Below are 24,049 nucleotides of genomic sequence, written 5' to 3' on the forward strand. Positions count from 1 at the left end.
AGGAAACACCAAAAATGAGCGCAACCACTTTCCCCTCCGAACGCACCGTTGTCCTGACCGGCGCCGCGTCCGTTCGCGGCATCGGCCGCGCCGCCGCTGACCGCATGGCCAGCGAAGGATGGTCCATCGCCATCCTCGACATCAACGCGGAAGACGCCAAGTCAGCCGCCGCCGAGATCGGCTCCAATCGCGCCGTCAAGGCGATCGGCGTCGGGGCCGATGTGTCCGACGAAGCGTCCGTCGACCGGGCGATCACCGAGATCGAAGCCTCGCTTCCGCCGATCGTTGCACTCGCCAACCTGGCCGGGATCAGCTCGCCGACGACGTTCATGGAAACCACCGTGGAGGAGTGGGACAAGGTGTTCGCCATCAACATGCGCGGAACCTTCATCGTGTCCCAGCGGGTCCTCAAGGGCATGATCGAGCGCAAGCTCGGCCGCATCGTGAGCATCTCGTCGATTTCCGCCCAGCGCGGCGGCGGCACGTTCTCGAAGGTTGCCTACAGCGCGACCAAGGCCGGAATCCTCGGATTCACCCGTGCCCTGGCCCGCGAAGTCGGCGAGTTCGGGATCACGGTCAATGCCATTGCCCCCGGCCCGATCGACACCGACATCATGGGTGGAACCCTCACCGATGAGCGCAAGGCGCAGATGTCCGAGGGCATCATGATGGGCCGGGTCGGTACCCGCGAGGAAGTGGCGGCCCTGATCGCCTTCCTGCTGGGACAGGACTCCGGCTACATCACCGCCGCCACCTACGACATCAACGGCGGTCTCCAGGTTTCCTGACCGGATCCCGACCCAAGCACAGGGTGCCCCCGCCGGATTCGGCGGGGGCACCTTCGTGTCGGTGCCCGGTGCCCGCCGGGTCTGGGCTCACGCCGCAGTCTAGGCTGACACTATGAACGCCGCCCGCAGCCTGCACCCGAGTCCGCGCACGCTGGAGGTCGAAAGCCTGGACAGCTTCGACCGGCTGGTCGAGGCCGGGGCAAGGACCATGCAGGGCTGGCACGCCCAGTCGCTGGACCTGCGCGGACGGACCGCACAGCTCGAGGCCATGAACCCGCAGGGCGGGATCTTCCTCGGGTGCACGTTCGACGACGGCGTGGAGGATTCGCTGCGCAGTCGCGGCGCCCTCATCTTCCCCAAGCTCGAGGCGGTGCCGTTTAACCCGTACCGCGCCCGGCTGTACACGCCGCAGGAGCTCTACCAGGGGATCTCCGAGTCACGCTATGAGGACACGCCGGACGCCAAGGTGTACCAGTGGAGCATCCGGCCCGGACAGCGCCACCGCCTGGACGCGACTCTGGCCGCGGCCCTGCACGACCATTCGATCGGCGATGCCCTCGATGAGCTGACCCGTTCGGATCTCTGCGCCGGCCGGACCATGGTGGGCGTGATGGGCGGACATGCCGCACGCCGCGGGTCGGCCGTTTTCGAGGAGGCCGCGCTGCTGGGACGGCTGCTGGCCAGGGACGGCCGGGTGGTTGCCACGGGCGGCGGCCCCGGGACGATGGAGGCCGCCAACCTCGGCGCCTACCTGAGCGAGGCCCCGGACCGGGACTTCCGGCGCGCCCTGGACGACCTCGCCGCGGTTCCCGGGTTCCTGCCCTCGGTGTCGGCGTGGGCGCGGTCCGCCGCCGCCGTCGTCGAACGCCATCCGGAGGGCATGCCGTCCCTGGGCGTCCCCACCTGGTTCTACGGGCACGAGCCGCCGAACTTCTTCGCCACCCACATCGCCAAGTACTTCGCCAACGCCATCCGCGAGGCCATCCTGCTGGAACTGTGCAACGGCGGCATTGTGTTCCTGCCCGGGTCCGGGGGCACCGTGCAGGAGATCTTCCAGGATGCCTGCGAGAACTACTACGGCACCCCGGGCACCATCATGCCGATGGTGCTGGTGGGCCAGGAACACTGGCTGCGGCGTTACCCGGCGTGGCCGCTGCTGCAGAGCCTCGCCGCGGGGCGGCAGATGGAGAGCCGGATCTTCCTGGTCGACACCGTGGAGGAAGCGCTCGCCGTCCTGGACCGCTGAGGGCTTAGAGGTCCTTGCGGCACTGCGCCGAGCCCAGCTCGTACAGGCCGTTCAGGTCCCCGGCGGCCAGGCCGTCCGGGGCGCCGATCTCGGGGTACATCAGCTGTACGGGGTCATCCACATGCTCCAGGCCCATAACGTGGCCGAGCTCGTGCAGGATCACGGCGGTGGCGTACGCGGCCCCGTCCGTCCGGCTGAGGTCCTGGGCGATCTGCGGGGCGTCGAGTTCCAGGCTGCCGGTAACGAAGCTCTTGGGCCCGTCGCCGAAGCTGAAGTGGGTGCTGCCGCCGGTGCCGATCACCGGTCCCGCGAGCTGCGGCGCCTGCTCCGGGGTGGTCCACGCGATCAGCAGGGGCGCCCAGCGCTCCCCGTAGGCGTCCTGCTGGTACGGGATGCGGGACGGGGACGGCGCTTCGGCGGTCGACCCGTCGTCGACAAACGTGATCCCGGTGGCTCGGGAGATCGTCCTGATCGCGTCCTCGACCAGGCGCTCGGCGCCCTCCGGGGCGAGTGCCGCGTTCACCACATAGTGCAGCGGCCGGCACGGCGAATAGCCCACCGGAGTGCCGTCGTCGTTCGTCGCCAGGAACCGGTAGGAGCTACTGGCAGCGGCCGGCTTCTGCGGGCGTCCGAGCGGTTCGTCCTGCTCCTCTATCCCGGGCGGGGGAGTGTCCGTCCGCACGGCCTCGGCGGCTGCGGGTTTCCCGGGCTGGCCGGATATCGCCTTCCCCGGCCCGGTGCCGCGGCCAACGTCGAGCAGGCCGGCGAACCGCGGATCCCCGGAGATGACGCCGGCGGCCAGGAACGCGGCGCCGGCAATCACGGTGGCGGCGGCGAGGCCGCGGATGATCCGCCCCGCGGTGCGGGGGCTGCTGTGCCGCGCGGTCCGGTCCCGGAATTCAGGACCGTCCACTAGGCGACCACGGCGCCGAAGGCCATGCCCAGCAGATACGTCACGCCTGCCGCGCCCATGCCAATGCCCAGCTGGCGGAGGCCTCGGGAGGCGGGGGAGGTGCCGGAGAGGAGGCCGACGACGCCGCCGGTGAAGAGGAGAGCCACGCCGACCAGTATTGCGGACAACACGAGGGCGAGGATACCGGTCATGCCGAAGAGGAAGGGCAGGATCGGAATGATGGCGCCGGAGGCGAAGAAGCAGAAGCTCGACGCCGCGGCGCTCCAGGCGGTTCCGACGGCTTCATGCTCGTCACGGGCCTCCGGCAGTTCCGGCTGCAGCGAAAGGCTGGGATCGCAATCGCAGTCGAGCAAACCCATCCGCTCCGCGACGCGGTGCTCGGCAGCCTCCCGCGACATGCCGCGGGCCAGGTACACCAGCAGCAGTTCGTTGTGTTCGATGTCCAGCGACGGGGCGGCGGCCAGGGTGATCTGCGTGGGGCGGGTCGCCGCCAGGAGCTCGCGCTGGGAGCGCACGGAGATGAACTCGCCCGCTCCCATGGACAGCGCCCCGGCCAGCAGCCCGGCGACACCGCTGAGCAGGACCACGGAACTGCCCACGCCGGAGGCCGCCATGCCCATGACGAGGGACAGGTTGCTGACCAGCCCGTCGTTGGCGCCGAACACGGCCGCGCGGAAGGTGCCCGCGAGCCGGTTGCGGCCCCGGGTGGCGAGCCCGCGAACGACTTCCTCGTGGATTTGTTCGTCGGCGACCATAGCCGGGGTGGCGGTGGGGTCGGCGGCGTACGGGGAACGGCTTTCGGCCCGCTGGGCGAGGGCCAGGACGAAGACCGAGCCGAAGTGGCGGGCCAGGAAGCCCAGGAACTGGCTGCGGAGCGAGGCGGGGCGGGGCCGGCCTGGTCACCGAGCAGCTGCAGCCAGTGCGCCTCGTGGCGTCCCTCGGCTTCGGCCAGGGCGAGCAGGATCTGGCGCTCCTCGCCGCGGCGGTTCTGGGCCAGGTCGCGGTAGACGGCTGCTTCGGCCCGTTCGTCCGCGAGGTACTGCCGCCACCGCTTGATGTCCGCGGGGCTGGGTGTCGTGGCGGGCGCCGTGTGGCGGGGGTCGGACCGGTCGGGTTCGTGGTTGAACGAGTCAGATGTGGCGTGCTGGGACACGGAAGCTCCTGGGCTTGAAAGGGCATGGTTCGGCCCCATTGCGTATCCAGCCTACCGCGTCTTTCCGGGGATTTTCGGCTGGTGAACCTCGGTGCGGGGTTTAGGCGGACCGTAAAAAACGTCGACACCGCGGGGCCTCCCGCAGCCGCCGGAGTCCCGCTCGGCGGGAGCCCTTGACCGCCCGGGTCCGTGGTGTTCGAATGAAAGCCAGGGCGGGCTCTCCGGGGCCTTTGCCGCCACCGCAGTCACACGGAGGTTGCATCATGGACAACATCGGCTCACGTCCTATCCAGCCGGCCCGGGATTCCCTCGAGTCCGATCCCGCCTACGACTACGCCGACGACGCGCCCGTGAGCGATGGCGCGGAGACCGAGGAAGAGGAGCTCTTCGAGGAGGCCGACCGGCTAGTTCCCCTGGACGAGGAGGACTTCCTGGGCGATGAGACGCCCGTGGTGCCCCTCGAAGGAGAAGAATTCCTGGAGCCCGAGGAGAACGAATGATGCCCCCGGCCTAAGAGTTCTGCGGCTTATGCCCGACGGCTTTGTTGCCTCAACGGCTTAAATGTCGACGGCGGCGCACCCTCAGGGGAGCGCCGCCGTCGACTGTTAACTTGTTGCCAGGACCGTGGGGTCAGGACCCTAGTGGGTCAGGACGGGGACCTGCTCTTCCTCGGCGGCGCCGCCGGCGACCCGGCGGTGCCAGTTCGCCATGACCGCGGGATCGGTCGGCTTGGTTAGCAGCGACACCGCGATGTAGACCACCGCGGAGGCCAGCAGGCCGTAGTAGATCGGTTCGTTGGCGTAAATGCCGTCCAGCGGAACCTCGGCGTTGATCTCCAGGATGATCATGGTGCCGAGGGTGATGACCGAGCCCACGGCCATGGAGGCAGCCGCGGCGACACCGGTGCCGCGCTTCCAGACCAGCCCGCCGAGGATGGCGACCAGGAGCCCGCCGACGAGGATGTCGTAGGCGATGGTGAGTGCCGCGACGACGTCCTTGGTGATGATGGCGATGACGATCGCGACGATGCCGAGGCCCAGGACCCACATGCGGTTGGCCCTGACGTCGTGCTCCGGGTTGTCCGTGTCGTCGGTGTTGATGTCCTTGCCGAACCAGCTGGCAACGAACGGCAGGACGTCCGCGCGGGCCACGGTGGCGGCGGCGATCAGGGCGCCGGAGGCGGTGGACATCATGGCGGCGACGGCCGCGGCGAGCACCAGGCCGCCGATGCCGATCGGCAGCAGGTTGGTGGCGACCTCGGCGTAGACAACGTCCTTGCCGAGGGCCTTGACGTCGATGTCCGGGAGGGCAACACGGGCGCCGAGGCCGATCAGGGCGCCGGCCGCGCCGTAGAGGATGCAGTAGATGCCGGCCGTGGCGCCGCCCCAGCGGGCGACCGTGGGGGTCTTGGCGGTGAAGACGCGCTGCCAGATGTCCTGGCCGATCAGCAGGCCCAGGGTGTAGACGACGAAGTAGGTGATGATCGTCTGGATCCCGATGCCGTCGATCTGGAAGAAGCTGGCGTCGACGCGGGCACGGATGCCCTCAAAACCGCCGGCGGCGTTCAGCGTGAACGGCAGCATCAGGAAGAAGATGCCGACCGTCTTGATGACGAACTGGACCTGGTCGGCCAGGGTGATGGACCACATGCCGCCGATGGTCGAGTAGACCAGGACGATCGCGCCGCCGATGGCGATGGCGAGCGCGCGGTCCCAGCCGAAGAGCACCACAAAAATGGTGGCGTAGGCGCCGGTGGAGGTGGCGCAGAGCATGAGTGTGTAGGCGAGCATCACGATGCCCGAGGTCTGGGTGGCGTTGCTGCCGTACCGCAGGCTCAGCATCTGGGACACGGTGTAGATCTTGAGCTTCTGGATGGTGCCGGCGAAGAGCAGGCTGAGCAGCAGCACGCCGGCGCCGATCGCGACCACGAGCCACATGCCGGAGATGCCGAACTTGTAGCCCAGGCCCACGCCGCCTACGGTGGAGGCGCCACCGAGCACGACGGCGGCCATGGTTCCGGTGTAGAGGAACGGGCCGAGGCGGCGGCCGGCCACCAGGAAGTCGCTGTTGTTCTTGGTGCGGGATTTACCCCACCACCCGAACGCCAGCATGGCGACCAAATACACCACCACGATGGCGATGTTGACGAAACTTGCGTCCATTGAGGGCTCCTCGGAGCTGTTCGGAGCAGCCTGAACCGGCCGGGACTCGCTAGGGTGCCGGGGGCAGCTGCTTCATGACGGGTACGGTGACGGGTTGCCGTGGGAGTCGCTCGGGTCGGGTGACTCCACCGCATCCACATGGCGGTTATTGCCCAATAGGCAACACTTGTTGCCACACAGTATGTTGTGATCCGGGTAACAGTCAAGACGCATTACGCGGCGCGGGTGGATCCGGCGTCCTGAGGATGGCGTCCCGTTAGTATTGCTCCAACGATGGGGCCGAGCGGCCGGCCGTGAAAGGTTCCAAAATGAAGGCTCTACCAGTTGAACCGAGCAACGTTCCCGTTGCCATCGGTTCCCGGATCCGTGCCGCTCGCCAGTCGCAGCGGCTCACCATCGAGCAGGTGGCCGACGCCACCGGGCTGACCAAGGGTTTCCTCAGCCGGGTCGAGCGGGACCTCACCTCACCCTCGGTCGCGTCCCTCGTAACGCTGTGCCAGGTGCTCTCCATCTCGATCGGCGACCTCTTCGCCGCCCCGGAAACACACCTCACCAAGAAGAATGAAGGGCCCCGGATCTCGCTGGGCGGCGAAGGGATCGTGGAGCGGCTGCTGACCGCCCGCTCGGAGCGCCGGGTCCAGATCATCCAGGCCGTCATCGAGCCCCGCGGCCGCGGCGAATCGGAGCTGTATGCCGTGGACTGCGACGTTGACGTGCTGCATGTGGTCCGGGGCAGCATCCGCCTGATCCTCACGAATGAGGAATTCGAACTCCACACGGGGGACACCGTGACCTTCCCGGGCCGCGAGCCGCACACCTGGGTCAACCCGACGGATGAAGCCGTCGAGGTCCTCTGGGTGCTGGTCCCCGCCGCCAGCCGCTAGGTTTCCGCGCGTCTGGCTGCGTTCCTGCCCAGTTACCTGCCCAATGGCCGCCCGACGGAAGCGGCGGACCCCGGAGATCCGCGGGCACCCCGGCGGGAGCGCGCCGGTAACTGGGCTGGAACGTCAGGGCCTGCGCCGGGAGCGCGCCGGTAACTGGGCGGGAACGTCAGGGCTTGGGCCGCGGGCGCTGATCCAGCACCGTCCGGATCTCGGCCAGGACGCGCTGGGGTTCGAACCAGATGTGCTCGGGCATGTACCGGAGCACCGCAAAACCGCTCAGGGTCGAGGCGTTGTTCCGGCCCAGGTCCCGGCGCATGGCCTCGCGGCTGGAGTGGAACGCGAAGCCGTCCACTTCCACGATCAGGATCCCCTCGATCAGGAAGTCCACCCGGCCGATGCCGGGCAGGTAGACCTGGGCGTCGTAGCCAATTCCGTGGGCACGGAACAAATGCTGGGCATCGACCTCCACGATGGACTCGGCCCGCAGGTCCAGCTGGCGCAGCGCCTTGCGGACCTGGCCGGACCGGTCGGCCGTGTGCTGGGCCTGCAACAATGCCAGCGGGACGCCATGCAGGCGCATCGCCGATGTCGCGATGGCCGTTGACGCCGGGGGTGCGAGGCATGACATGGCATGCAGCACCACATCCTCGACCGCGGCCAGCGGAAGCGTCGGATGCCCGGAGAACCGTACCGTGCGGTGCCGCACGAAGCCCGCGCCATGGCCGTGGTTGCAGGCCAGGTGGTGCTGCGCCGGCGGTTCCCTGAGCCAGAGTCCGTAGTCACCGGCCGCGCTGGCGCACGTGACGCGGGCGTTGTGCCGAAGCGCTGCCTCGAATTCCGGCCGGCAGTCGGGGAGGGCCAGCACGCCGCGCCGCGGTCGGCGGACCACCGCGGCCAGCCGGGCAATATCCGTCCGCGAAAAGCCGGCCGCCAGCAGTTGCCCGGTCCGGGCGACGCCGCCGAGCCGGGTCAGGTAGTCCAAGGGGTCCATCAAGCCAGTACAGGCGGTGGCGGATACCCGCGAAACCCTGAAACCGGGCTATCTGGACAACGGGGATTGAGGCCGGCCTGCGCTCCCGCCCAGTTACTCGCCGCGGCACCGGACCCGGCCGGCCCAGGAACCCCGGATTTCCGCGGATTCGCGGGGCGCCGGCCGGCTGCAGTGGACAGTAACCGGGCTGGAACGCCGGGACCCGCCAGCGCCCACGGGGGGAATCAGGTAAACATTTGATGCACAAGGGGCAACTTCGAGTGTATGATGGCTGTCACACCCGTCGGTCAATCCTCGAAGGAGAGGCTTTCTTTTGGAAGAGCTGCGCATCGAGGCCAATGGCAACCTTGGCCCCATCGATTCATCCCGCATTCCGCGCTACGCAGGAGCCGCCACCTATGCGCGCCTGCCGCGGCTGGACCAGGTCGCCAAGGCGGACGTCACCGTTGTGGGTGTGCCCTTTGACTCGGGCGTCTCGTACCGCCCCGGCGCCCGCTTCGGATCCAACCACATCCGCGAGGCCAGCCGGCTGCTGCGCCCGTACAACCCCGCCTGGGATGTCAGCCCCTTCGAGAACATCCAGGTGGCCGACGCCGGCGACATGGCCGTCAACCCCTTCAACATCCATGAAGCGATCGAGACCATCCAGCAGAACGCGCTGGACCTGACCGCCTCCGGCAGCAAGCTGGTGACCCTCGGCGGGGACCACACCATCGCGCTGCCGCTGCTCCGCGCCGCCGCCGAACGCGCCGGCCAGCCCATCGCCATGCTGCACTTCGATGCGCACCTGGACACCTGGGACACCTACTTCGGCGCCGAATACACCCACGGCACCCCGTTCCGCCGCGCCGTCGAGGAAGGGATCCTCGATACCGAGGCGATCAGCCACATCGGCACCCGCGGTCCGCTCTACGGCAAGAAGGACCTCGACGACGACCACCGCTTCGGCTTCGGCATCGTCACCTCCGCCGACGTTTACTACCAGGGTGTCCTGGAAACCGTCGCCAAGGTCCGCGACCGGATCGGCAACCGTCCGCTCTACATCTCCGTGGACATCGACGTGCTGGATCCCGCCCACGCCCCCGGCACCGGAACCCCGGAAGCCGGCGGCATCACCAGCCGTGAGCTGCTGGAAATCATCCGCGGCTTCCGCGGGATGAACCTGGTCGGCGCCGACGTCGTCGAGGTCGCCCCCGCCTACGACCACGCCGACATCACCGGTGTCGCCGCCAGCCACGTGGCCTACGAACTCGTCACCCTGATGGCGGACCGCGCGGTGGAAGGCGACCGCTTCGGCAATGCCACCGGCTACGCCGCCCAGGCCCTCGGTCAGGAATCCCGCCGGCCTGGCTTCGCGACTCCGGCGGCCGAGCGCGCCGGGAGCGGGGTTTCCCAGTGACCGGCGTGCGCAACGGCGGCGACCTCGTCGTTGAAACCCTCGAAGCGCTCGGGGCGAAAACCGTCTTCGGCATCCCGGGCCAGCATGCGCTGGGTCTCTTCGACGCGATGGGCCGCGGAAACCTGCACTTCGTCTCCTCCCGGGTGGAGAACAACTCGGCCTTCGCCGCGGACGGCTACTCCCGGGCCACCGGCGAGGTCGGTGTCCTCTTCCTCTCCACCGGGCCGGGCGCTCTGACGTCCCTGGCCGGCCTGCAGGAGGCGTACGCCACCGGCGTCCCGATGGTGGTCATCGCGAGCCAGATCCCGCTCGAGGGACTCGGCGCGCGCCGGAAGGGAATGCTGCACCAGCTCGATGACCAGAAGGCCTCGGCCGCGAACGTCACCAAGAGCCAGAGGCTGATCCAGCATGCGTCCGGCATTCCCTCCGCCATCCAGGACGCGTGGACCGAGGCGATCTCCTCGCCGCAGGGTCCTGTGTGGCTGGAAATCCCGCAGAACGTGCTGCTGGATCCCATCATGGTGCCGCCGGTCGAGGACGCCCTCGCCGAAGCGGCCGACAATCCGCCGCGCGTCGAGCTGGTCCGCGAGGCCGTGAAATGGCTCGCGACGGCGGAACGTCCCGCCATCATCGCGGGCGGCGGAACGCGCCGCGGCCGGGCCGAGAAGTCGCTGCTCTCCATCGCGGAGAAGCTGCGGGCTCCCGTTATCTGCACCCCCGGCGGCAACGGCGCGTTCCCGTGGAACCACGAGCTCTCGCTGCAGGCCTGGATCGAGGACCAGTACATGACGGAGCTGCTCGAGGACGCCGACGTGCTGATCGTGATCGGCTCCTCGCTGGGCGAGGTCACGTCCAACTACTTCACCTTCGAGCCGCGCGGCAGGATCATCCAGATCGACGCCGAACCGCGCGTCCTCGAATCCAACCGCCCCGGCCTGGGCATCCGGGCCGACGCCGGCCAGGCGCTCGCCGCCCTGGACGCCGCGCTAGACACGGCCCTCGACGCCGCCCCGACGGAACCGCACGGAGAGCGCGCGAACTGGCACGGCACCCCGCCGGAGACTCTGGTCAAGGAAACGCTGGCCAAGGTCAAGGCCCGGCTGGAATCCCAGGACCTCGGCAAGGAACTGAAGTTCATGGCGGACATCCGGGAGGCCGTTCCCGCCACCATGCAGACGTTCTGGGACATGACCATCTCCGCGTACTGGGCCTGGAGCTGCTGGGACGCCCGCGAGGGCCAATTCCACTCCGCCCAGGGCGCCGGCGGGCTCGGCTTCGGCTTCCCCGCGGCGATCGGCGGCGCCGTGGGCCTCGAAACCACCGGCACGCCCGGCGGCGCATCAGCCGGACACGCCAGAGTGCTCGCCGTCTCCGGTGACGGCTCGGCGATGTATTCCATCTCCGAACTGGCCACGGCCAAGCAGCACAACGTTCCCGTCACCTGGCTGATTGTCGACGACGGCGGTTACGGCATCCTGCGCGAATACATGGTCGGTGCCTTCGGCAAGGCCACCGCCACGGAACTCGCCCGTCCTGATTTCGTCAAGCTGGCCGAAGCCTTCGGGGTGCCCGCTGTCCGGGTGGCCCCCGAGGGCGTCGGGGACGCGCTCAAGGCCGGGTTCGCCGCCGACGGGCCGAACGTCGTCGTCGTCGAAACCCTGCTGAGGATGTTCGCCCCCACCCACATGGAGGCCTAAGCGCCGCACTCCGCTTCCACCCACATGGAGGCCTCAGTACCACTCCACGCAACCGCGAGGACAAGCAAGCGCGGACCGGCAGCACAGCTGCCGGTCCGCGCTTTCGCATTTAACCGGAAGCCCGGCCGGAAAGGGTTAGTTTCCCAAAGTAACTAAATTCCTGCTATATTGTTGCCTTAGGCAAGCAAAGAGGAGCCGCTATGGCAGTTGCGCCGGACACCGCAGCCAAACTCGTCCACCAAATCTTCGATCTGCAGCGCGCCGTGCGGTGCGTGGCCGCCGTCAAGCTCCGCGGGGAGGACACCGGCGTGGCGCTCCAGGGCGTACTGCGCTTCGTGGGGGAGGGGGAATCCCGCGCCACCGCACTCGCGGAACGGCTCGGCGTCAGCGCCCCCGTCCTCAGCCGGCATATCGCGGAACTGGAGGACCAGGGCTACGTGGTCCGCCGGCCCGACCCGCTGGACGGGAGGGCCCAGCTGATCGCCCTCTCCGCGTCGGGCGTCGCAAAGCTCCGCTCCATCGAGGACCAGCGCGCCGCCGCACTCCTTGGCTTCCTGCAGGACTGGAGCGAGCAGGACGTCGAAGAGACAACGAAAACCTTGCAGAAACTTGCTGAGTCCCTCAGGACGTCAGCCCGGGCAACGACGGCCGGATCCACCAATACGACCGACATTGTTTAAGGAGCGTCCCATGGCAGCAACTACCGAAATGCCCCCGGCACCGGCGGCGGTGATGACCCACCGCCAGATCATGGAGGCCCTGACCGGCCTGCTGGCCGCGTTCTTCACCGCCATTATCAGCAGCACGATCGTCGCGAACGCCCTGCCCACGATCATGTCCGAGCTCAACGGAACCCAGACCGACTTCGCCTGGGTCATCACCGCGGCCCTGCTGGCCAACGCCGCAACCACCCCCATCTGGGGCAAGCTCGCTGACCTCTTCAACAAAAAGATGCTGGTCCAGCTGAGCATCGTGATCTTCGTGGCGGGATCCGTGATGGCGGGCCTGTCAGAGACGATCCCGCTGCTGCTGACCGCCCGCGTCATCCAGGGCATTGCCATGGGCGGGCTCACCGCGCTGGCCATGGCCATCATCGGCTCCATCATCCCGCCCCGCGACCGCGGCAAGTACTCGGGATACATGGGCGCCGTGATGGCCGTGGGCACCGCCGGCGGTCCGCTGCTCGGCGGGTTCATCGTGGACAGCCCGCTGGGCTGGCGCTGGACCTTCTTCGTCTGCGTCCCGCTGGCCATTGTGGCGCTCATCCTGCTGCAGGTCACCCTGAAGCTGCCGCACGTCCGGCGCCCTGCCAAGATCGACTGGCTCGGCTCCATCCTGTTGACCTCCGGCGTCAGCCTGCTGCTGATCTGGGTGTCCTTCGCCGGGAACCCGGACTACTACGACTGGTGGTCCTGGCAGACCGCGGCCATGGTCGGCGGCGGCCTTGCCCTGCTCGCCCTGCTGGTCCTGGTCGAATCCAAGGTGCCGCAGCCGATCATTCCGCTGAAGATCATTTCGCAGCGCACCACCGCCCTGGCCATCCTGGCCTCGGTCGCCGTCGGCGTCGGGATGTTCGGATCCTCCACCTTCCTGGGCCAGTACTTCCAGGTGGCCCGCGGCGCATCGCCCACCGAAGCGGGGCTCCTGACCCTGCCGATGATCGCCGGCAACCTGATCGGATCCGTCGTCTCCGGCCAGCTGATCAGCCGGACCGGGAAGTGGAAGCGCTACCTTGTCGCTGGCTCCATCCTGCTGATCAGCGGCCTCGGACTGACCGGAACCATCGATCACACCACCGACCTCTGGCTGACCGGTCTCTACACCGCGATCCTCGGCCTCGGCCTGGGCCTGCTGATGCAGAACCTCGTCCTGGCAGTGCAGAACACCGTGCGGGCCAGCGACATCGGAACCGCCAGCGCCTCGGTGGCCTTCTTCCGGTCGGTCGGCGGCGCCATCGGCGTCTCCGTGCTGGGGGCCATCATGGCGAACCGGGTCAAGGAGCTCGCCACCGAGGGCCTTGCCGCCGCGGGGATTCCCGCCAGCGGCGGCGCCGGCACCAGCATGGACCTCAAGGACATGCCCGAGCCCGTCCGCGAGATCATGCGGGCCGCCTACGGTGACGCCACAGCGCAGATCTTTATGGTCTCCGCGGTCGTCGGCCTGGTGGCCCTGATTGCGATCCTCTTCATCAAGGAAGAGCCGCTGCGGCGCACCGTGGACATCGTCACCCCCTCCGCCACAGGCGACGACGACGGCGGCGACGGCCGCGCGGCCACGAAGGACGACGGCGGCACGGCCGCCGGGATCGGCGCGGTCAACGGTTCCGCTGCGGAGGCTGGGTCCGGCCCCGCGGCCGCACGGTCCGGCATCGTCGACCTCGACCGGGAATTCGTCGATGTTCTCAGCCAGCAGCGCGAAAGCCAGCGCCGGGGCCGTTAGGCGGCGGGCCCAATAGGCGCCGTGCCCGGTATGCGGCTGCGTTGGCAGGCGGCGGGGCGGACTCAGGATCCCGCCGCGGGGGCGGGAGACGCCACGAGCACTACGTTCTTCCCGAACAGATCCTCCGTGTAGCAGCTGATGAGCACCAGGCGGTTGGGAACGACCTGCCAGATTTGGTGGTCCTTGAGCGTGGATTTGTCCTCGGTGGAAATCGACTCCACCTTGTAGCTGATCTTTCCCGCGGTTGTCGTCACGTCGAAAATGTCCCCCGCGGCGGTGGCGGAACTGAGCCGGTTGAACGGTGCGTCCCGGGCTTCCCAGCTGTGGCCCATGATGTACGTCGTATTGGCGGATCCCGCACCGGGCGTGCCGAAGGTCGTCACCCAGTAGCCATCGAAGGAAACCGGCGGAACGATGGTCCGGGACGCGATGTCGCCCGGGCTCGGATCCAGCGGGTGGACCGCGACGTCGATGCCGGCGGCCGGATATACGATGCGCAGGGGCGCCGCCGCCGGGGGCAGGGCGGGCAGCCGTCCGGCGGCGGCTGGCGCGCCGCCGGTGCCGGGGGCGCCGCCGGCCAGTCCCGCAGCGCCGTCCCCTGGCGCGCTGCGGCTGGGGCTTCCGGCGGCCACGGGCGCCGGGGCTGCCGGCGTGAGGCCGGCCAGCTCGGACCGGGCGGAGGGCCCCGGGCCGGACAGAAAGGTCAGGAGGAGGAAAGCGACCAGACCGCACGCCAGAATCAGCAGATCGCCGCGGTTCCACGTCCGCCGCTTCGCGGTCTTTGATCCGCGGGACGGGGCTCGGAGGAAGGGCATCGGAGCTCCTTCGTGAGTTCGGATGGTCGGGGCGCCGGCCCAGGATTTCGAAAGGGGCGGGGCACCGGCCCGAGCGGACCGGTGCCCCTTCGCCACAGCGGCCCCTAGTGGGTTGCGTCCGCGCCCGGCCCGCGCTCTCTGCGCCTCAGGGCGACTATCGCACCGGCCGTGAGCAGCGCCGCCAGGCCCGCCACCCATCCCGGAAGTCCGGCCTCGGAGTGGCTGGCCACAGCTGTTTGGGCATTGAATCCCTGGTTGACTGCAACAGCGGCACCGGCGCCCGCAGGTACTACAACTGCTGCGCCCTCCCCGGGCGGCACCGCTGCACCTTCTCCGGGCGGAACGACGTCATCCTCGCCTGGCGGCACCGTGACGTCTTCGTCCGGCTTCTCCCCGTCGTGGTCGTCATCGTCGTGGTGAGCCGCGACGCAGCCCTTCGCGGGGACCGGGTAGATGTCGGCCTTGCCGTTGTGCCCGTCCTTATGCCCGTTCAGCCACGCCTGTTCGGCAATGGTGATCACAACATACGGGTTCTTCTCAGATCCCGTCGCGTGGCAGATGGTGACCTTCTTCGAATCCGATCCGTGGTCCCCGCCGTGGTCCCCGTCGCCGCCCGCCGGGCAGCCGCCGGCCGGGGCCGGGACGATGTCGCCGTCGTGCACTCCCTGGGCGTAATGCCCGTTGAGTCCGTTCTCGCTGATCGTGATTTCCACGTAGGGATTCGAGTCCGAGCCGGTCGCATGGCAGATGCTGATTTTGTCGTCCGGGCCGGCATTTGCGGGGGCGCTGGTAGCTAGTAGGGCAAGGCTGGCGATGCCGGCCGCTGCAAGGACTTTCTTCATGGCAGTGCTCCATCTGGATCATTTTGGACTGACCAGACTGCGGGAGTTGGCGATTCTTGGCAGAGCCGACAGCTAACGCGGGTTCCCAGAAGACCTCTGTTTCCCCAGCAGCGTTGTCCAGTAACTGACGACTCCACGCTAGGCCGACCGACGCCAGCGGGCACGAGTAATCGCTACCCGGTGGACTACGGTTCTTTTCCCGGCACTACTGTGGCCGCAGGTGACTACTGTGGCCGAAGGTGCCTGCGTTCCTCGAGGGTTGTGAAAGTACGCCGTATGGATGATTTTCAGTCTCCGATGTTCCACGCGGGCCGGTCGTTTCGTAGAGTTGGATGGCTATGGCTGTCGGCCCCCTTTGCTACTCATGGGAGCATCCGGTGGATGTTTCCCCGCCAGACTTTTCTCCAGCCTCATTTACTCGGTATTTTCCTAAGGACTCGTGGGCATGCTTGTCACTCTCATACGGCGCTATTCGAAGCCGTATCTGCCTTACATCTGGGCAGTCATCTTCTTCCAGCTCGCCTCCACCATCGCGGCGCTGTACCTTCCCAGCCTGAACGCCCAGATCATTGACGAGGGTGTCTCCCGCGGCGACACGGACTACATCTGGCGGACCGGCGGGGTCATGCTCGTTGTCGCCCTGGTCCAGGTCGCCACCGCGATCGCCGGCGTCTACTTCGGGTCCAGGGCCGCCATGGCGTTCGGCCGCGACCTGCGCCGCGGCGTCTTCCGCCAGGTCACGAGTTTCTCCGCCAAGGACGTCAACGTCTTCGGCGCCCCCACCCTGATCACCCGCGGCACCAACGATGTCCAGCAGGTGCAGATGCTTATGCTGATGGGGCTGAACTTCATGGTGGCCACACCCATCATGTGCATCGGCGGAATCTTTATGGCCCTCCGCGAGGACCTCAACCTGTCCTGGCTGGTCTGGGTGTCCGTTCCCGTGCTCGTGGTCGTGGTGGGCTACCTGGTGGTCCGCCTGATGCCGCTCTTCCGGTCCATGCAGAAGAAGATCGACCGGCTCAACGGCATCCTCCGCGAGCAGATCATCGGCATCCGCGTGGTCCGGGCCTTCGTCCGCGAACCCCACGAAGCCGAGCGCTTCGGTGCCGCGAACAAGGACCTCACCGACGTGTCACTGAAAATCGGCGCCCTGTTTGTCCTCATGTTCCCCGCCATCGGCATGATCCTGCACGTCTCCACCGCCGCCGTACTGTGGTTCGGCGGCCAGCGGGTCGACGCCGGCGAGATGCAGGTCGGCGCCCTCACGGCTTTCCTGCAGTACCTGCTGCAGATCCTGATGGCCGTCATGATGGGCACCTTTATGGCCATGATGATTCCGCGCGCCTCGGTCTGCGCCGACCGCATCGGCGAGGTGCTCGACGTCGAACCCTCCATCCACGAGCCGCTGACCCCCGTGGCGCCGGCCGAAAAGGCCGGCCGCGTCGAGTTCCGCAACGTGTCCTTCGCCTATCCCGGCGCCGAAGCGCCGGTGCTCAGCGACATCAGCTTCACCGCCGAACCCGGGCAGACCGTGGCCATCATCGGATCCACCGGCGCCGGCAAGACCAGCCTGCTGGCCCTGCTGCCCCGCCTGTACGACGCCGCGTCGGGGGACGTGCTGCTCGACGGCGTCCCCGTCACCCAGCTGGACCGCTCGGAGATCACGCAGCGCGTGGCCATGGTTCCGCAGCGGCCGTACCTGTTCTCCGGAACCATCGAGCACAACCTGCGCTTCGGAAAGCCGGAGGCCACCGACGAACAGCTCTGGGACGCGCTGACCGTGGCCCAGGCAGCGGACTTTGTGCGCGAGAAGAAGAACGGGCTCGGCTCACGGATCTCCCAGGGCGGCACCAACGTCTCGGGCGGCCAGCGCCAGCGGCTCTGCATCGCCCGGGCCCTGGTCACCCAGCCGAAGGTGTTCCTCTTTGATGACTCCTTCTCCGCCCTCGACGTTGCGACCGACGCCCGGCTCCGCCGCGCCCTCAAAGCGAAAACCGCCGACGCCACCGTCATCATCGTCGGGCAGCGCGTCTCCACCATCGCCGACGCCGACCAGATCCTGGTGCTCGACAACGGCCGGATCGTGGACCGCGGCACGCATGAGGAACTGCTGCAGAGCTCCAGCACCTACCAGGAAATTGTCGAATCCCAGCTGACCGCGGAGGCCGTGGCATGAGCACCAACGAAAAGACCAAGCTCCCACCCTCCGGCACGGAACCATCTGCCGCGGAACTATCTGCCACGGAACCATCTGCCACCGGACCAGACGTCACCGAGCCCGACGACGATTTCTACGAGGAGGAATACACCCCCGGCGAGGCCGACGGCGGCATGTTCGGCGACCTGCCCGCGAAGAAAGCCCAGCACTTCTGGCCCTCCGCGAAGCGGCTGATGGGCCTGCTGGCGCCCGAACGGGCCGGCATCATCGCCGTGCTCGCCATGGTGACAGTCGCCGTCGTCCTCAACGTGGTGGCCCCCCGGATCCTCGGCCAGGCCATGGACGTGATCTTCGGCGGCGTCGTCGGCAAGCAGCTGCCGGCCGGCGGCACCAAGGAGGAGTTCGTCGAGGGCCTGCGCGCCCAGGGCCAGGACAACTTCGCGGACATGCTCTCCAAGATGGACGTCATCCCCGGCGCCGGCATCGACTTCCAGCAGCTCGGCTTCCTGATCAGCGTGGTGCTGGTGATGTACTTCGTCGCCAACATCTTCCTCTGGCTGCAGGGCTACGTCCTGAACATCCTGGTCATGCGGGTGGTCCGCCAGTTGCGCGACGATACCGAGAAAAAGCTCAACCGGCTGCCGCTGAACTACTTCGACACCCGCCAGCGCGGCGATATCCTCTCCCGGGTCACGAACGACGTGGACAACATCCAGCAGGCGCTGCAGCAGGCCTTCGCGCAGCTCGTGAACTCGGCACTGACGGTGATCGGCATCGTCATCATGATGTTCATCGTGTCCTGGCAGCTGGCCCTCATTGCCCTGGTCGCGCTGCCGCTCTCGGCCGTGGCCGCCGGCATCATCGGCACCCGCAGCCAGAAGCTCTTCGCGGCCCAGTGGAAGAACACCGGCGAGCTCAATGGCCAGATCGAGGAATCCTTCTCCGGCCACGACCTCGTCCGGGTCTTCGGCCGCGACGCCGACATGCTGGACCGCTTCGACGAACGGAACGAGGCCCTCTACAAGGCCAGCTTCGGGGCGCAGTTCGTGTCCGGCATGATCATGCCGGTCATGCAGTTCGTGTCCTACCTCAGCTACGTGGGCATCGCCGTCGTCGGCGGGCTGCGGGTGGCCTCCGGCGGGATGAGCCTGGGCGACGCCACCGCGTTCATCCAGTACTCGCGGGAGTTCACCCAGCCGCTGGGCCAGATGGCGGGCATGGCGAACATGCTGCAGTCCGGCGTCGCCTCCGCGGAGCGGGTCTTTGAATTCCTCGACGCCGAGGAACAGGACGCTGAGACCGCCACGGAGCAGTTGCCGGCCAAGACCGACGGCCACGTCGAGTTCCGGCACGTCACGTTCAGCTACACCCCGGACAAGCCGCTGATCGAGGACCTGTCCTTCACGGCGCAGCCGGGGCATACCGTGGCGATCGTCGGCCCCACCGGTGCCGGCAAGACCACCCTGGTGAACCTCGTGATGCGCTTCTACGAACTCCAGGGCGGCAGCATCACCCTGGACGGCGTCGACATCACCCACCTGAGCCGTGCGGAACTGCGGGCCAAGGTGGGCATGGTGCTCCAAGACGCGTGGCTGTTCGGCGGGACCATCTACGACAACATCCGCTACGGCAAGCTGGACGCGACCGAGGAGCAGGTGATGGAGGCGGCGAAGGCCACCTTCGTGGACCGCTTCGTCCGCGCCCTCCCGGACGGCTACAACACCGTCATCGACGAGGAGGGCAACAACGTCAGCGCCGGCGAGAAGCAGCTGATCACCATCGCCCGGGCGTTCGTGGCGAACCCCTCGCTGCTGATCCTGGACGAGGCCACCAGTTCGGTGGACACCCGCACCGAGGTGCTCGTCCAGAAGGCGATGGCCGCCCTGCGCACCGACCGCACAAGCTTCGTGATTGCCCACCGCCTCTCCACCATCCGCGACGCCGACACCATTCTGGTGATGGAGGCCGGCCGGATCGTGGAGCAGGGCGCCCACGCCCAGCTGCTGGACCTCAAAGGCGCCTACTACCGCCTCTACATGTCCCAGTTCGCCGGCGAGGACGCCGAGACCGCCTTCTCGGAAAACACGGCCGACGACGCGACGGCGGTGCACAGTTGAGCGCCGCCGCCCGGGACGCAGAGTCCCGCATCGAGGTGCGGATCCCGATGCGCTGGGGCGACATGGATGCCTACGGCCACATCAACAACGTCCAGGTCGTCCGGATCCTGGAGGAGGCCCGCATCGCGGCCTTCGGGCCGCCGCGCGGTCCCGGCCTGCCCGGGATCGAGCCGCCCGTGCCGCTCTTCAGCGAGGTCCCGGAGGGGACCCTGGCGCTGATTGTGGAACACAAGATCCGGTACGTCCGCACCCTTGAATACCGCAACATCCCGGCTGTGGTGCAGCTGTGGATCGGTGCGGTCAAGGGCGCCAGTTTTGACATCCACTACCTCATCCAGGACCCCGTGACCGGCGAGGACTGCGTCCGGGCCACCAGCCACCTGGCCTTCGTGGAAGAATCCACCGGGCGGGTGCTGCGGCTGACCCCCGAGCAGAAGGAGAAGCTCGCCCGTTTCGCGCCGGTTCCCGCCAGTTGAGCCAAACCGGTCCCTTAGGCTCTACCTCGCTCCACCGATCGTCCCTAGAATAAACAATCCGCGGGCACTCAGCCCCGAAGCCAAGGAGCACAGATCATGGTGAACAAACGAGCTCAGATGATGGCGAAGCGCAGGAGGAACGCACGGAAGAAGACCTGGAAGGAGCTCTCGCCGGCAGCGAAGTTCGGCACCATCACCGCCGCCATCGTCCAGCTCTCGCTGCTGTTCGCCGCGCAGAAGGATATTTCGCACCGGCCGGCGGAGCAGATCCGCGGCAGCAAGATGTTCTGGCGGCTGGCGACCCTGGTCAACTTTGTCGGCCCGGGCAGCTACTTTACGTTCGGCGTCAAGCGGGGCCCGGCGGCCAAGTAGCAGCAGGTCCGGCCCCCGCGCCGGGCTACCGGAGAGTAACTTTGGGCCGCCCCCGTGATGCGGGCGTCCAGCTTAAGCCTGTAAATTGAACGCATGACCCCAGCCAAAAAGCCTGCCATGCACCGCGCCCTCGGCATCTCCAAGGAGATTGAGGATGCGGCGTGGTTTGTCCTGGGGCCCGGGCTGCTGGGCAAAGCTTCGGCTCTGGACGGCCGCACCAAAACGTGGTCGGTTCCGGCCGCCGCGGAGCTGCTGGGCCGCCTCGAACGCGGGGTGCCGGATCCCAAAGCGCCCATGATGACCAACCTGCGGCAGAACCTGGCGGACGCCTCCCGGGGCGCCAAGCAGTTGGCCGTCGAACTGCTCTTCCTGCAGTCCCTGCCACTGGCCCATGAGGTGAAATCCCTCAAGGTCAAGCGCGCGCGGGTGGCCGAGGCCGCCTCCTGGCTGGAGCCGCCGCTGGAACTCCCCGATGAGCTGTTCGCGGGCATAACGGACCACGGTGTCATCCGGGACCGCACCGCGGAGTTCAACTGGACCATCTGGGATCACCTGAAATGGCTCTGCCGGCTGGTGAAGCACGTCGCCCAGCGCCCGTCCGGGGAAGTCGCGGCCGCCGTCAAGGATCCGCTGGCCTTCCACCGCCTGGTGGCCGGCACGCCCGACGACCAGCCGGCCATCCGCCGCAGCATCGAGTTCCTGGTGTGGCCCAGCTACTTCGAGCCCGTTGTGGCCGACGTCGAGCGCCAGGAGATCCGCGACGCGTTCGCCTCCCTCGTGGGCGGTGCGAAGGGCGACAGCGACGAGGACATCTCCGCCGACATCCACCGCATCCGGCTTCACCTCGACGAACAGGCCGGGCAGCGGATCGACTGGTACTCCCGGCAGCTCGTGAGCCAGTGGCGCAAGGTCGGCGACCCCGGCCGGCGGGCCTGGCTGCTGCGCACCCACCAGGACAACGCCGAACTGCTGGGCACCTGGCAGGCCGAGGAATCGGTAACGCTCGACGTCGAGCACCTGCGCCTGCTGGACCCGGGCGTCACCGCCGGGCTGGTCCAGCATGCCGTCGACGAGGACTACAAGCACCTCGGCTACGTGGAACGCGAGGACACCAAAACCGCCGTCTTCGCCTTCCTGACCGTGATGAAGCCCGGCGACCTGGCCCTGTACCAGAGCTCCGGCACCGTCCGGGTGGGCGTGGTGCTCGGTGAGCCCGAACACCACGAGGACAACCGCCGGCTGCGCCGCAAGGTCCGCTGGTTCGACGAGGCCCACACGATGACGGAGCTGCCGCGCCACGTGCAGCGGCAGCTGGCCACCTCCGGCATCGTCGTCGACGTCACCCGCGTCATCGAGGCATTGGAAGCGCTGCTGCCCGCCGAAGCGGAAACCCAGCCTGGCGACGGGACCGGGCCGGCCGCCGTCGTCGAACCTGCCTGCGAGGGATTCCGCCCGTTGACGCCGGAGTTCGCCGCGTCGCTGCACATGGACCTGGAGCCGCTGCAGGAAATCGCCGAGCTGCTGGAGGAGAACCGCCAGCTGGTGCTGTACGGGCCGCCCGGCACCGGCAAAACATACCTCGCCAAGCACCTGGCCGCCCAGCTCGCCGGCGACACCACCGACGAACGCGTCAAGCTGGTCCAGTTCCACCCCTCGTACGCCTATGAGGACTTCTTCGAAGGCTTCCGGCCGGACAAGACGGACGAAGGCCAGGTGTCCTTCAAACTCGTCGCCGGGCCGCTGCGCCGGATCGCCGAGGAGGCTGCCAAGCCCGGCAACGAGAGCAAGCCGTACTTTTTGATCATCGACGAGATGAACCGCGCCAACCTCGCGAAGGTCTTCGGTGAGCTGTACTTCCTGCTCGAATACCGCGATGACCGGATCTACCTGCAGTACAGCCCCAATGAGCCCTTCACGCTGCCGGACAACCTCTACATCATCGGCACCATGAACACCGCGGACCGCTCCATCGCGATGATGGATGCCGCCATCCGCCGGCGCTTCTCCTTCATCGAGCTCCACCCCAAGACCGAACCGGTGCAGGGTTCGCTGCTGCGGTTCCTGCAGGCCCGGGACCTGGACACGACGCCGGCCCTGCTGATGGACGCGCTCAACGACGCCATCGATGAATGGGACCGGGACCTGATGATCGGCCCCTCCTATTTCATGAAGCCGTCCGCGCAGACGCCCAAGGGCCTGCGCCGGATCTGGAAGTACGAGCTGATGCCGCTGCTGGAGGAGCACTACCACGGCCAGCTGAACCGCGCGCAGCTGGAGGAGCGGTTCGGGCTGGACCAGCTGCTTGACCGCCTTGCGCGCGTCTAGCCAGCCAAGGCCCGCCGGCCGGACCGGGGCGCCGGGGTCACAGCCGGTCCGCCGGGTCGTCCTCGACGAGCTCTCCGGCGGCGTGGTCGAGCGGCTCGACGCTGCCAGCGCGGCCTATGTCAATGGCAGCGGCCTGGCCAACGCCTCGCCGATGGGCATGGGCCTGTACCGGATCGAGCCCGTGGGGAAGGTCGGCTCGGTGCGCACCCCGACGGTGCAGCTCGAGGTGCGGCCCAAGGACCGGCTCGGCCTGGACCGGCTCCTGTTCCTGCTCGGCTACGCGGGGGACCAGGGCTTCCGGGAGGACTCCGTCGCCGCGGTCGAGGAAAAGGATCTGTGGAGCGCGCTGGCCGAGTCGCTGGCGCAGCTCGCGGAACGGGCGCTCAGCCGCGGGGTGTTGCAGGGCTACCTGACGGTCGACGAGGCGCTGCGGACGGTCAAGGGCAGGATCCGCATTTCGGACCAGATCTCGCGGCGGCCCGGCATGCTCGTGCCGCTGGAGGTTTCCTACGACGAATTCACCGAGGACATTGCGGAGAACCGTATCCTGCGGGCGGCGCTGGAACGGATGTCCCAGGTCCCGGGCGTGCGGCCGGAGGTGCTCAGCCGGCTCCGCCAGCTCAAGGGCAAGCTCGCGGCCGTAACCCGGCTGCAGTCCGGCGCGCCCCTGCCGGTGTGGCGGGCCAGCCGGATGAACACCCGGTACCAGGGCGCGCTGCGGCTCGCCGAGGTGATCCTGCGCCACGCCTCGGCGGAGGCCGGCGACGGCACCCAGCAGTCGGCGTCGTTTGTGGTGGACATGTCCCTGGTGTTCGAGGACTTCGTCGGGTCGGCGCTCCGCGAGGCCATGGCCGCGTACCCGGGGGAGATGCGGCTGCGGTACAACGCCCTGCTCAACGAAGCCGTCCGCGACTCGGACCGGATCGTGGTGCAGCCCGGCGCCGTGCACCTGCTGGGCGGCCGGCCGGTGATGGTCTACGACGCCAGGTACCAGGCCGCGGCCGACGCCGGGGCGTCACTGTCGGGGGACCACTACCGGATGCTGGCGTACTGCACGTCGCTAAGGGTGCCGACGGCCTGGCTCGTGTATCCGGGCGCGGGAGAGATCAAACTGCGCCGGATCCTCAACACCGATATCGACGTGGTGGAGTTCCCGCTGGACCTGTCGAGGCCGCCGTCGGAAATCCTGGCCGCCGTCGCTGACCTCGCACAGCAATCGTGGGGCGAAGTGGTCCGCCAGGCAACCATCAGCCGCTGACGTCCGCCGTG

General features: G+C 68.1%; 19 protein-coding genes and 1 pseudogene. 14 read left to right on the plus strand and 6 right to left on the minus strand.

Translation table 11 applies throughout. From position 1 onward, the window contains the following. Nucleotides 1–14 precede the first annotated feature (14 nt). Together AC06G6_RS03850 and AC06G6_RS03855 are read left to right on the plus strand one after the other, a co-directional pair. Nucleotides 15–788, plus strand: a complete 774-nt coding sequence (locus AC06G6_RS03850) for an SDR family NAD(P)-dependent oxidoreductase (protein ID WP_307463672.1) — start codon at nucleotides 15–17, stop codon at nucleotides 786–788. 112 nt (nucleotides 789–900) lie between these two features. After that, nucleotides 901–2,034, plus strand: a complete 1,134-nt coding sequence (locus AC06G6_RS03855; protein WP_479826517.1) for an LOG family protein — start codon at nucleotides 901–903, stop codon at nucleotides 2,032–2,034. A gap of 4 nt (nucleotides 2,035–2,038) precedes the next feature. On the opposite strand, the gene AC06G6_RS03860 is transcribed toward AC06G6_RS03855, so the two are convergent. Together AC06G6_RS03860 and AC06G6_RS03865 are read right to left on the minus strand one after the other, a co-directional pair. Further along, nucleotides 2,039–2,947, minus strand: a complete 909-nt coding sequence (locus AC06G6_RS03860; RefSeq protein ID WP_479826519.1) for a matrixin family metalloprotease — start codon at nucleotides 2,945–2,947, stop codon at nucleotides 2,039–2,041. Continuing rightward, nucleotides 2,947–4,100 (minus strand): annotated as a pseudogene (locus AC06G6_RS03865) (VIT1/CCC1 transporter family protein). Before AC06G6_RS03865 ends, AC06G6_RS03860 begins: the two are co-directional and overlap by 1 nt. A 263-nt stretch (nucleotides 4,101–4,363) precedes the next feature. On the opposite strand from AC06G6_RS03865, the gene AC06G6_RS03870 reads away from it, so the two are divergent. Beyond that, complete coding sequence (locus tag AC06G6_RS03870; protein ID WP_479826521.1) at nucleotides 4,364–4,600, plus strand: hypothetical protein; 237 nt, start codon at nucleotides 4,364–4,366, stop codon at nucleotides 4,598–4,600. Between the two features lie 138 nt (nucleotides 4,601–4,738). On the opposite strand, the gene AC06G6_RS03875 is transcribed toward AC06G6_RS03870, so the two are convergent. Further along, nucleotides 4,739–6,262 (minus strand): sodium:solute symporter family protein, encoded by a 1,524-nt coding sequence (locus AC06G6_RS03875; RefSeq protein ID WP_332691341.1) that lies wholly within the window; start codon nucleotides 6,260–6,262, stop codon nucleotides 4,739–4,741. Nucleotides 6,263–6,570: 308 nt separating this feature from the next. Between AC06G6_RS03875 and AC06G6_RS03880 the strand changes: the two genes are divergently transcribed. After that, a complete protein-coding gene (locus AC06G6_RS03880; protein WP_160667531.1) occupies nucleotides 6,571–7,146 on the plus strand; it encodes a helix-turn-helix domain-containing protein in 576 nt (191 codons plus the stop codon). Between the two features lie 166 nt (nucleotides 7,147–7,312). Here AC06G6_RS03880 and AC06G6_RS03885 read toward each other — a convergent pair whose 3' ends face one another. Further along, nucleotides 7,313–8,137, minus strand: coding sequence for a DUF559 domain-containing protein (locus AC06G6_RS03885; protein ID WP_479826524.1), 825 nt, complete (start codon nucleotides 8,135–8,137; stop codon nucleotides 7,313–7,315). Nucleotides 8,138–8,450: 313 nt separating this feature from the next. On the opposite strand from AC06G6_RS03885, the gene speB reads away from it, so the two are divergent. From speB to AC06G6_RS03905, 4 genes are all read left to right on the plus strand, one after another. Further along, a complete protein-coding gene (speB, locus tag AC06G6_RS03890; protein WP_479826526.1) occupies nucleotides 8,451–9,536 on the plus strand; it encodes an agmatinase in 1,086 nt (361 codons plus the stop codon). Beyond that, complete coding sequence (locus tag AC06G6_RS03895) at nucleotides 9,533–11,233, plus strand: thiamine pyrophosphate-binding protein (RefSeq protein WP_479826528.1); 1,701 nt, start codon at nucleotides 9,533–9,535, stop codon at nucleotides 11,231–11,233. Before speB ends, AC06G6_RS03895 begins: the two co-directional genes overlap by 4 nt. A gap of 200 nt (nucleotides 11,234–11,433) precedes the next feature. After that, nucleotides 11,434–11,913 (plus strand): MarR family winged helix-turn-helix transcriptional regulator, encoded by a 480-nt coding sequence (locus tag AC06G6_RS03900; protein WP_479826532.1) that lies wholly within the window; start codon nucleotides 11,434–11,436, stop codon nucleotides 11,911–11,913. Between the two features lie 10 nt (nucleotides 11,914–11,923). Further along, nucleotides 11,924–13,672, plus strand: coding sequence for an MFS transporter (locus AC06G6_RS03905; RefSeq protein ID WP_479826534.1), 1,749 nt, complete (start codon nucleotides 11,924–11,926; stop codon nucleotides 13,670–13,672). A gap of 62 nt (nucleotides 13,673–13,734) precedes the next feature. Here the strand turns inward: AC06G6_RS03905 and AC06G6_RS03910 are convergent, their stop codons facing one another. Next, on the minus strand, nucleotides 13,735–14,487 hold the full coding sequence (locus tag AC06G6_RS03910) for a class F sortase (RefSeq protein WP_479826536.1): 753 nt from the start codon (nucleotides 14,485–14,487) through the stop codon (nucleotides 13,735–13,737). A 104-nt stretch (nucleotides 14,488–14,591) separates the two neighbouring features. Continuing rightward, a complete protein-coding gene (locus AC06G6_RS03915) occupies nucleotides 14,592–15,329 on the minus strand; it encodes a hypothetical protein (protein ID WP_479826538.1) in 738 nt (245 codons plus the stop codon). Nucleotides 15,330–15,774: 445 nt separating this feature from the next. On the opposite strand from AC06G6_RS03915, the gene AC06G6_RS03920 reads away from it, so the two are divergent. The 6 genes from AC06G6_RS03920 to AC06G6_RS03945 all read left to right on the plus strand — a co-directional run bounded on the left by AC06G6_RS03920 (nucleotide 15,775) and on the right by AC06G6_RS03945 (nucleotide 24,038). Next, on the plus strand, nucleotides 15,775–17,508 hold the full coding sequence (locus AC06G6_RS03920) for an ABC transporter ATP-binding protein (protein WP_479826540.1): 1,734 nt from the start codon (nucleotides 15,775–15,777) through the stop codon (nucleotides 17,506–17,508). A 155-nt stretch (nucleotides 17,509–17,663) separates the two neighbouring features. Next, nucleotides 17,664–19,607 carry an ABC transporter ATP-binding protein gene (locus AC06G6_RS03925; RefSeq protein WP_479828527.1) on the plus strand — a complete coding sequence of 648 codons (1,944 nt, stop codon included), beginning with the start codon at nucleotides 17,664–17,666 and terminating at the stop codon, nucleotides 19,605–19,607. Nucleotides 19,608–19,654: 47 nt separating this feature from the next. Further along, complete coding sequence (locus AC06G6_RS03930) at nucleotides 19,655–20,083, plus strand: acyl-CoA thioesterase (RefSeq protein WP_479828528.1); 429 nt, start codon at nucleotides 19,655–19,657, stop codon at nucleotides 20,081–20,083. Between the two features lie 96 nt (nucleotides 20,084–20,179). Continuing rightward, nucleotides 20,180–20,455 carry a hypothetical protein gene (locus tag AC06G6_RS03935; RefSeq protein WP_479826542.1) on the plus strand — a complete coding sequence of 92 codons (276 nt, stop codon included), beginning with the start codon at nucleotides 20,180–20,182 and terminating at the stop codon, nucleotides 20,453–20,455. Nucleotides 20,456–20,548: 93 nt separating this feature from the next. After that, nucleotides 20,549–22,780 carry an McrB family protein gene (locus AC06G6_RS03940; protein WP_479826544.1) on the plus strand — a complete coding sequence of 744 codons (2,232 nt, stop codon included), beginning with the start codon at nucleotides 20,549–20,551 and terminating at the stop codon, nucleotides 22,778–22,780. Beyond that, nucleotides 22,767–24,038 (plus strand): 5-methylcytosine restriction system specificity protein McrC, encoded by a 1,272-nt coding sequence (locus tag AC06G6_RS03945; protein WP_479826546.1) that lies wholly within the window; start codon nucleotides 22,767–22,769, stop codon nucleotides 24,036–24,038. Before AC06G6_RS03940 ends, AC06G6_RS03945 begins: the two co-directional genes overlap by 14 nt. Nucleotides 24,039–24,049: the final 11 nt, after the last annotated feature.

The organism is Arthrobacter sp. CJL-S3 (assembly GCF_056711635.1).

What these genes read in the sequence shown, in the direction of transcription:
- AC06G6_RS03850 (WP_307463672.1), top strand. Translation starts at nt 15, where the DNA reads ATGAGCGCAACCACTTTCCCCTCCGAACGCACCGTTGTCCTGACCGGC.
- AC06G6_RS03855 (WP_479826517.1), top strand. Translation starts at nt 901, where the DNA reads ATGAACGCCGCCCGCAGCCTGCACCCGAGTCCGCGCACGCTGGAGGTC.
- AC06G6_RS03870 (WP_479826521.1), top strand. Translation starts at nt 4,364, where the DNA reads ATGGACAACATCGGCTCACGTCCTATCCAGCCGGCCCGGGATTCCCTC.
- AC06G6_RS03875 (WP_332691341.1), bottom strand. Translation starts at nt 6,262, where the DNA reads ATGGACGCAAGTTTCGTCAACATCGCCATCGTGGTGGTGTATTTGGTC.
- AC06G6_RS03880 (WP_160667531.1), top strand. Translation starts at nt 6,571, where the DNA reads ATGAAGGCTCTACCAGTTGAACCGAGCAACGTTCCCGTTGCCATCGGT.
- AC06G6_RS03885 (WP_479826524.1), bottom strand. Translation starts at nt 8,137, where the DNA reads ATGGACCCCTTGGACTACCTGACCCGGCTCGGCGGCGTCGCCCGGACC.
- AC06G6_RS03900 (WP_479826532.1), top strand. Translation starts at nt 11,434, where the DNA reads ATGGCAGTTGCGCCGGACACCGCAGCCAAACTCGTCCACCAAATCTTC.
- AC06G6_RS03905 (WP_479826534.1), top strand. Translation starts at nt 11,924, where the DNA reads ATGGCAGCAACTACCGAAATGCCCCCGGCACCGGCGGCGGTGATGACC.
- AC06G6_RS03910 (WP_479826536.1), bottom strand. Translation starts at nt 14,487, where the DNA reads ATGCCCTTCCTCCGAGCCCCGTCCCGCGGATCAAAGACCGCGAAGCGG.
- AC06G6_RS03915 (WP_479826538.1), bottom strand. Translation starts at nt 15,329, where the DNA reads ATGAAGAAAGTCCTTGCAGCGGCCGGCATCGCCAGCCTTGCCCTACTA.
- AC06G6_RS03920 (WP_479826540.1), top strand. Translation starts at nt 15,775, where the DNA reads ATGCTTGTCACTCTCATACGGCGCTATTCGAAGCCGTATCTGCCTTAC.
- AC06G6_RS03925 (WP_479828527.1), top strand. Translation starts at nt 17,664, where the DNA reads ATGTTCGGCGACCTGCCCGCGAAGAAAGCCCAGCACTTCTGGCCCTCC.
- AC06G6_RS03930 (WP_479828528.1), top strand. Translation starts at nt 19,655, where the DNA reads ATGCGCTGGGGCGACATGGATGCCTACGGCCACATCAACAACGTCCAG.
- AC06G6_RS03935 (WP_479826542.1), top strand. Translation starts at nt 20,180, where the DNA reads ATGGTGAACAAACGAGCTCAGATGATGGCGAAGCGCAGGAGGAACGCA.
- AC06G6_RS03940 (WP_479826544.1), top strand. Translation starts at nt 20,549, where the DNA reads ATGACCCCAGCCAAAAAGCCTGCCATGCACCGCGCCCTCGGCATCTCC.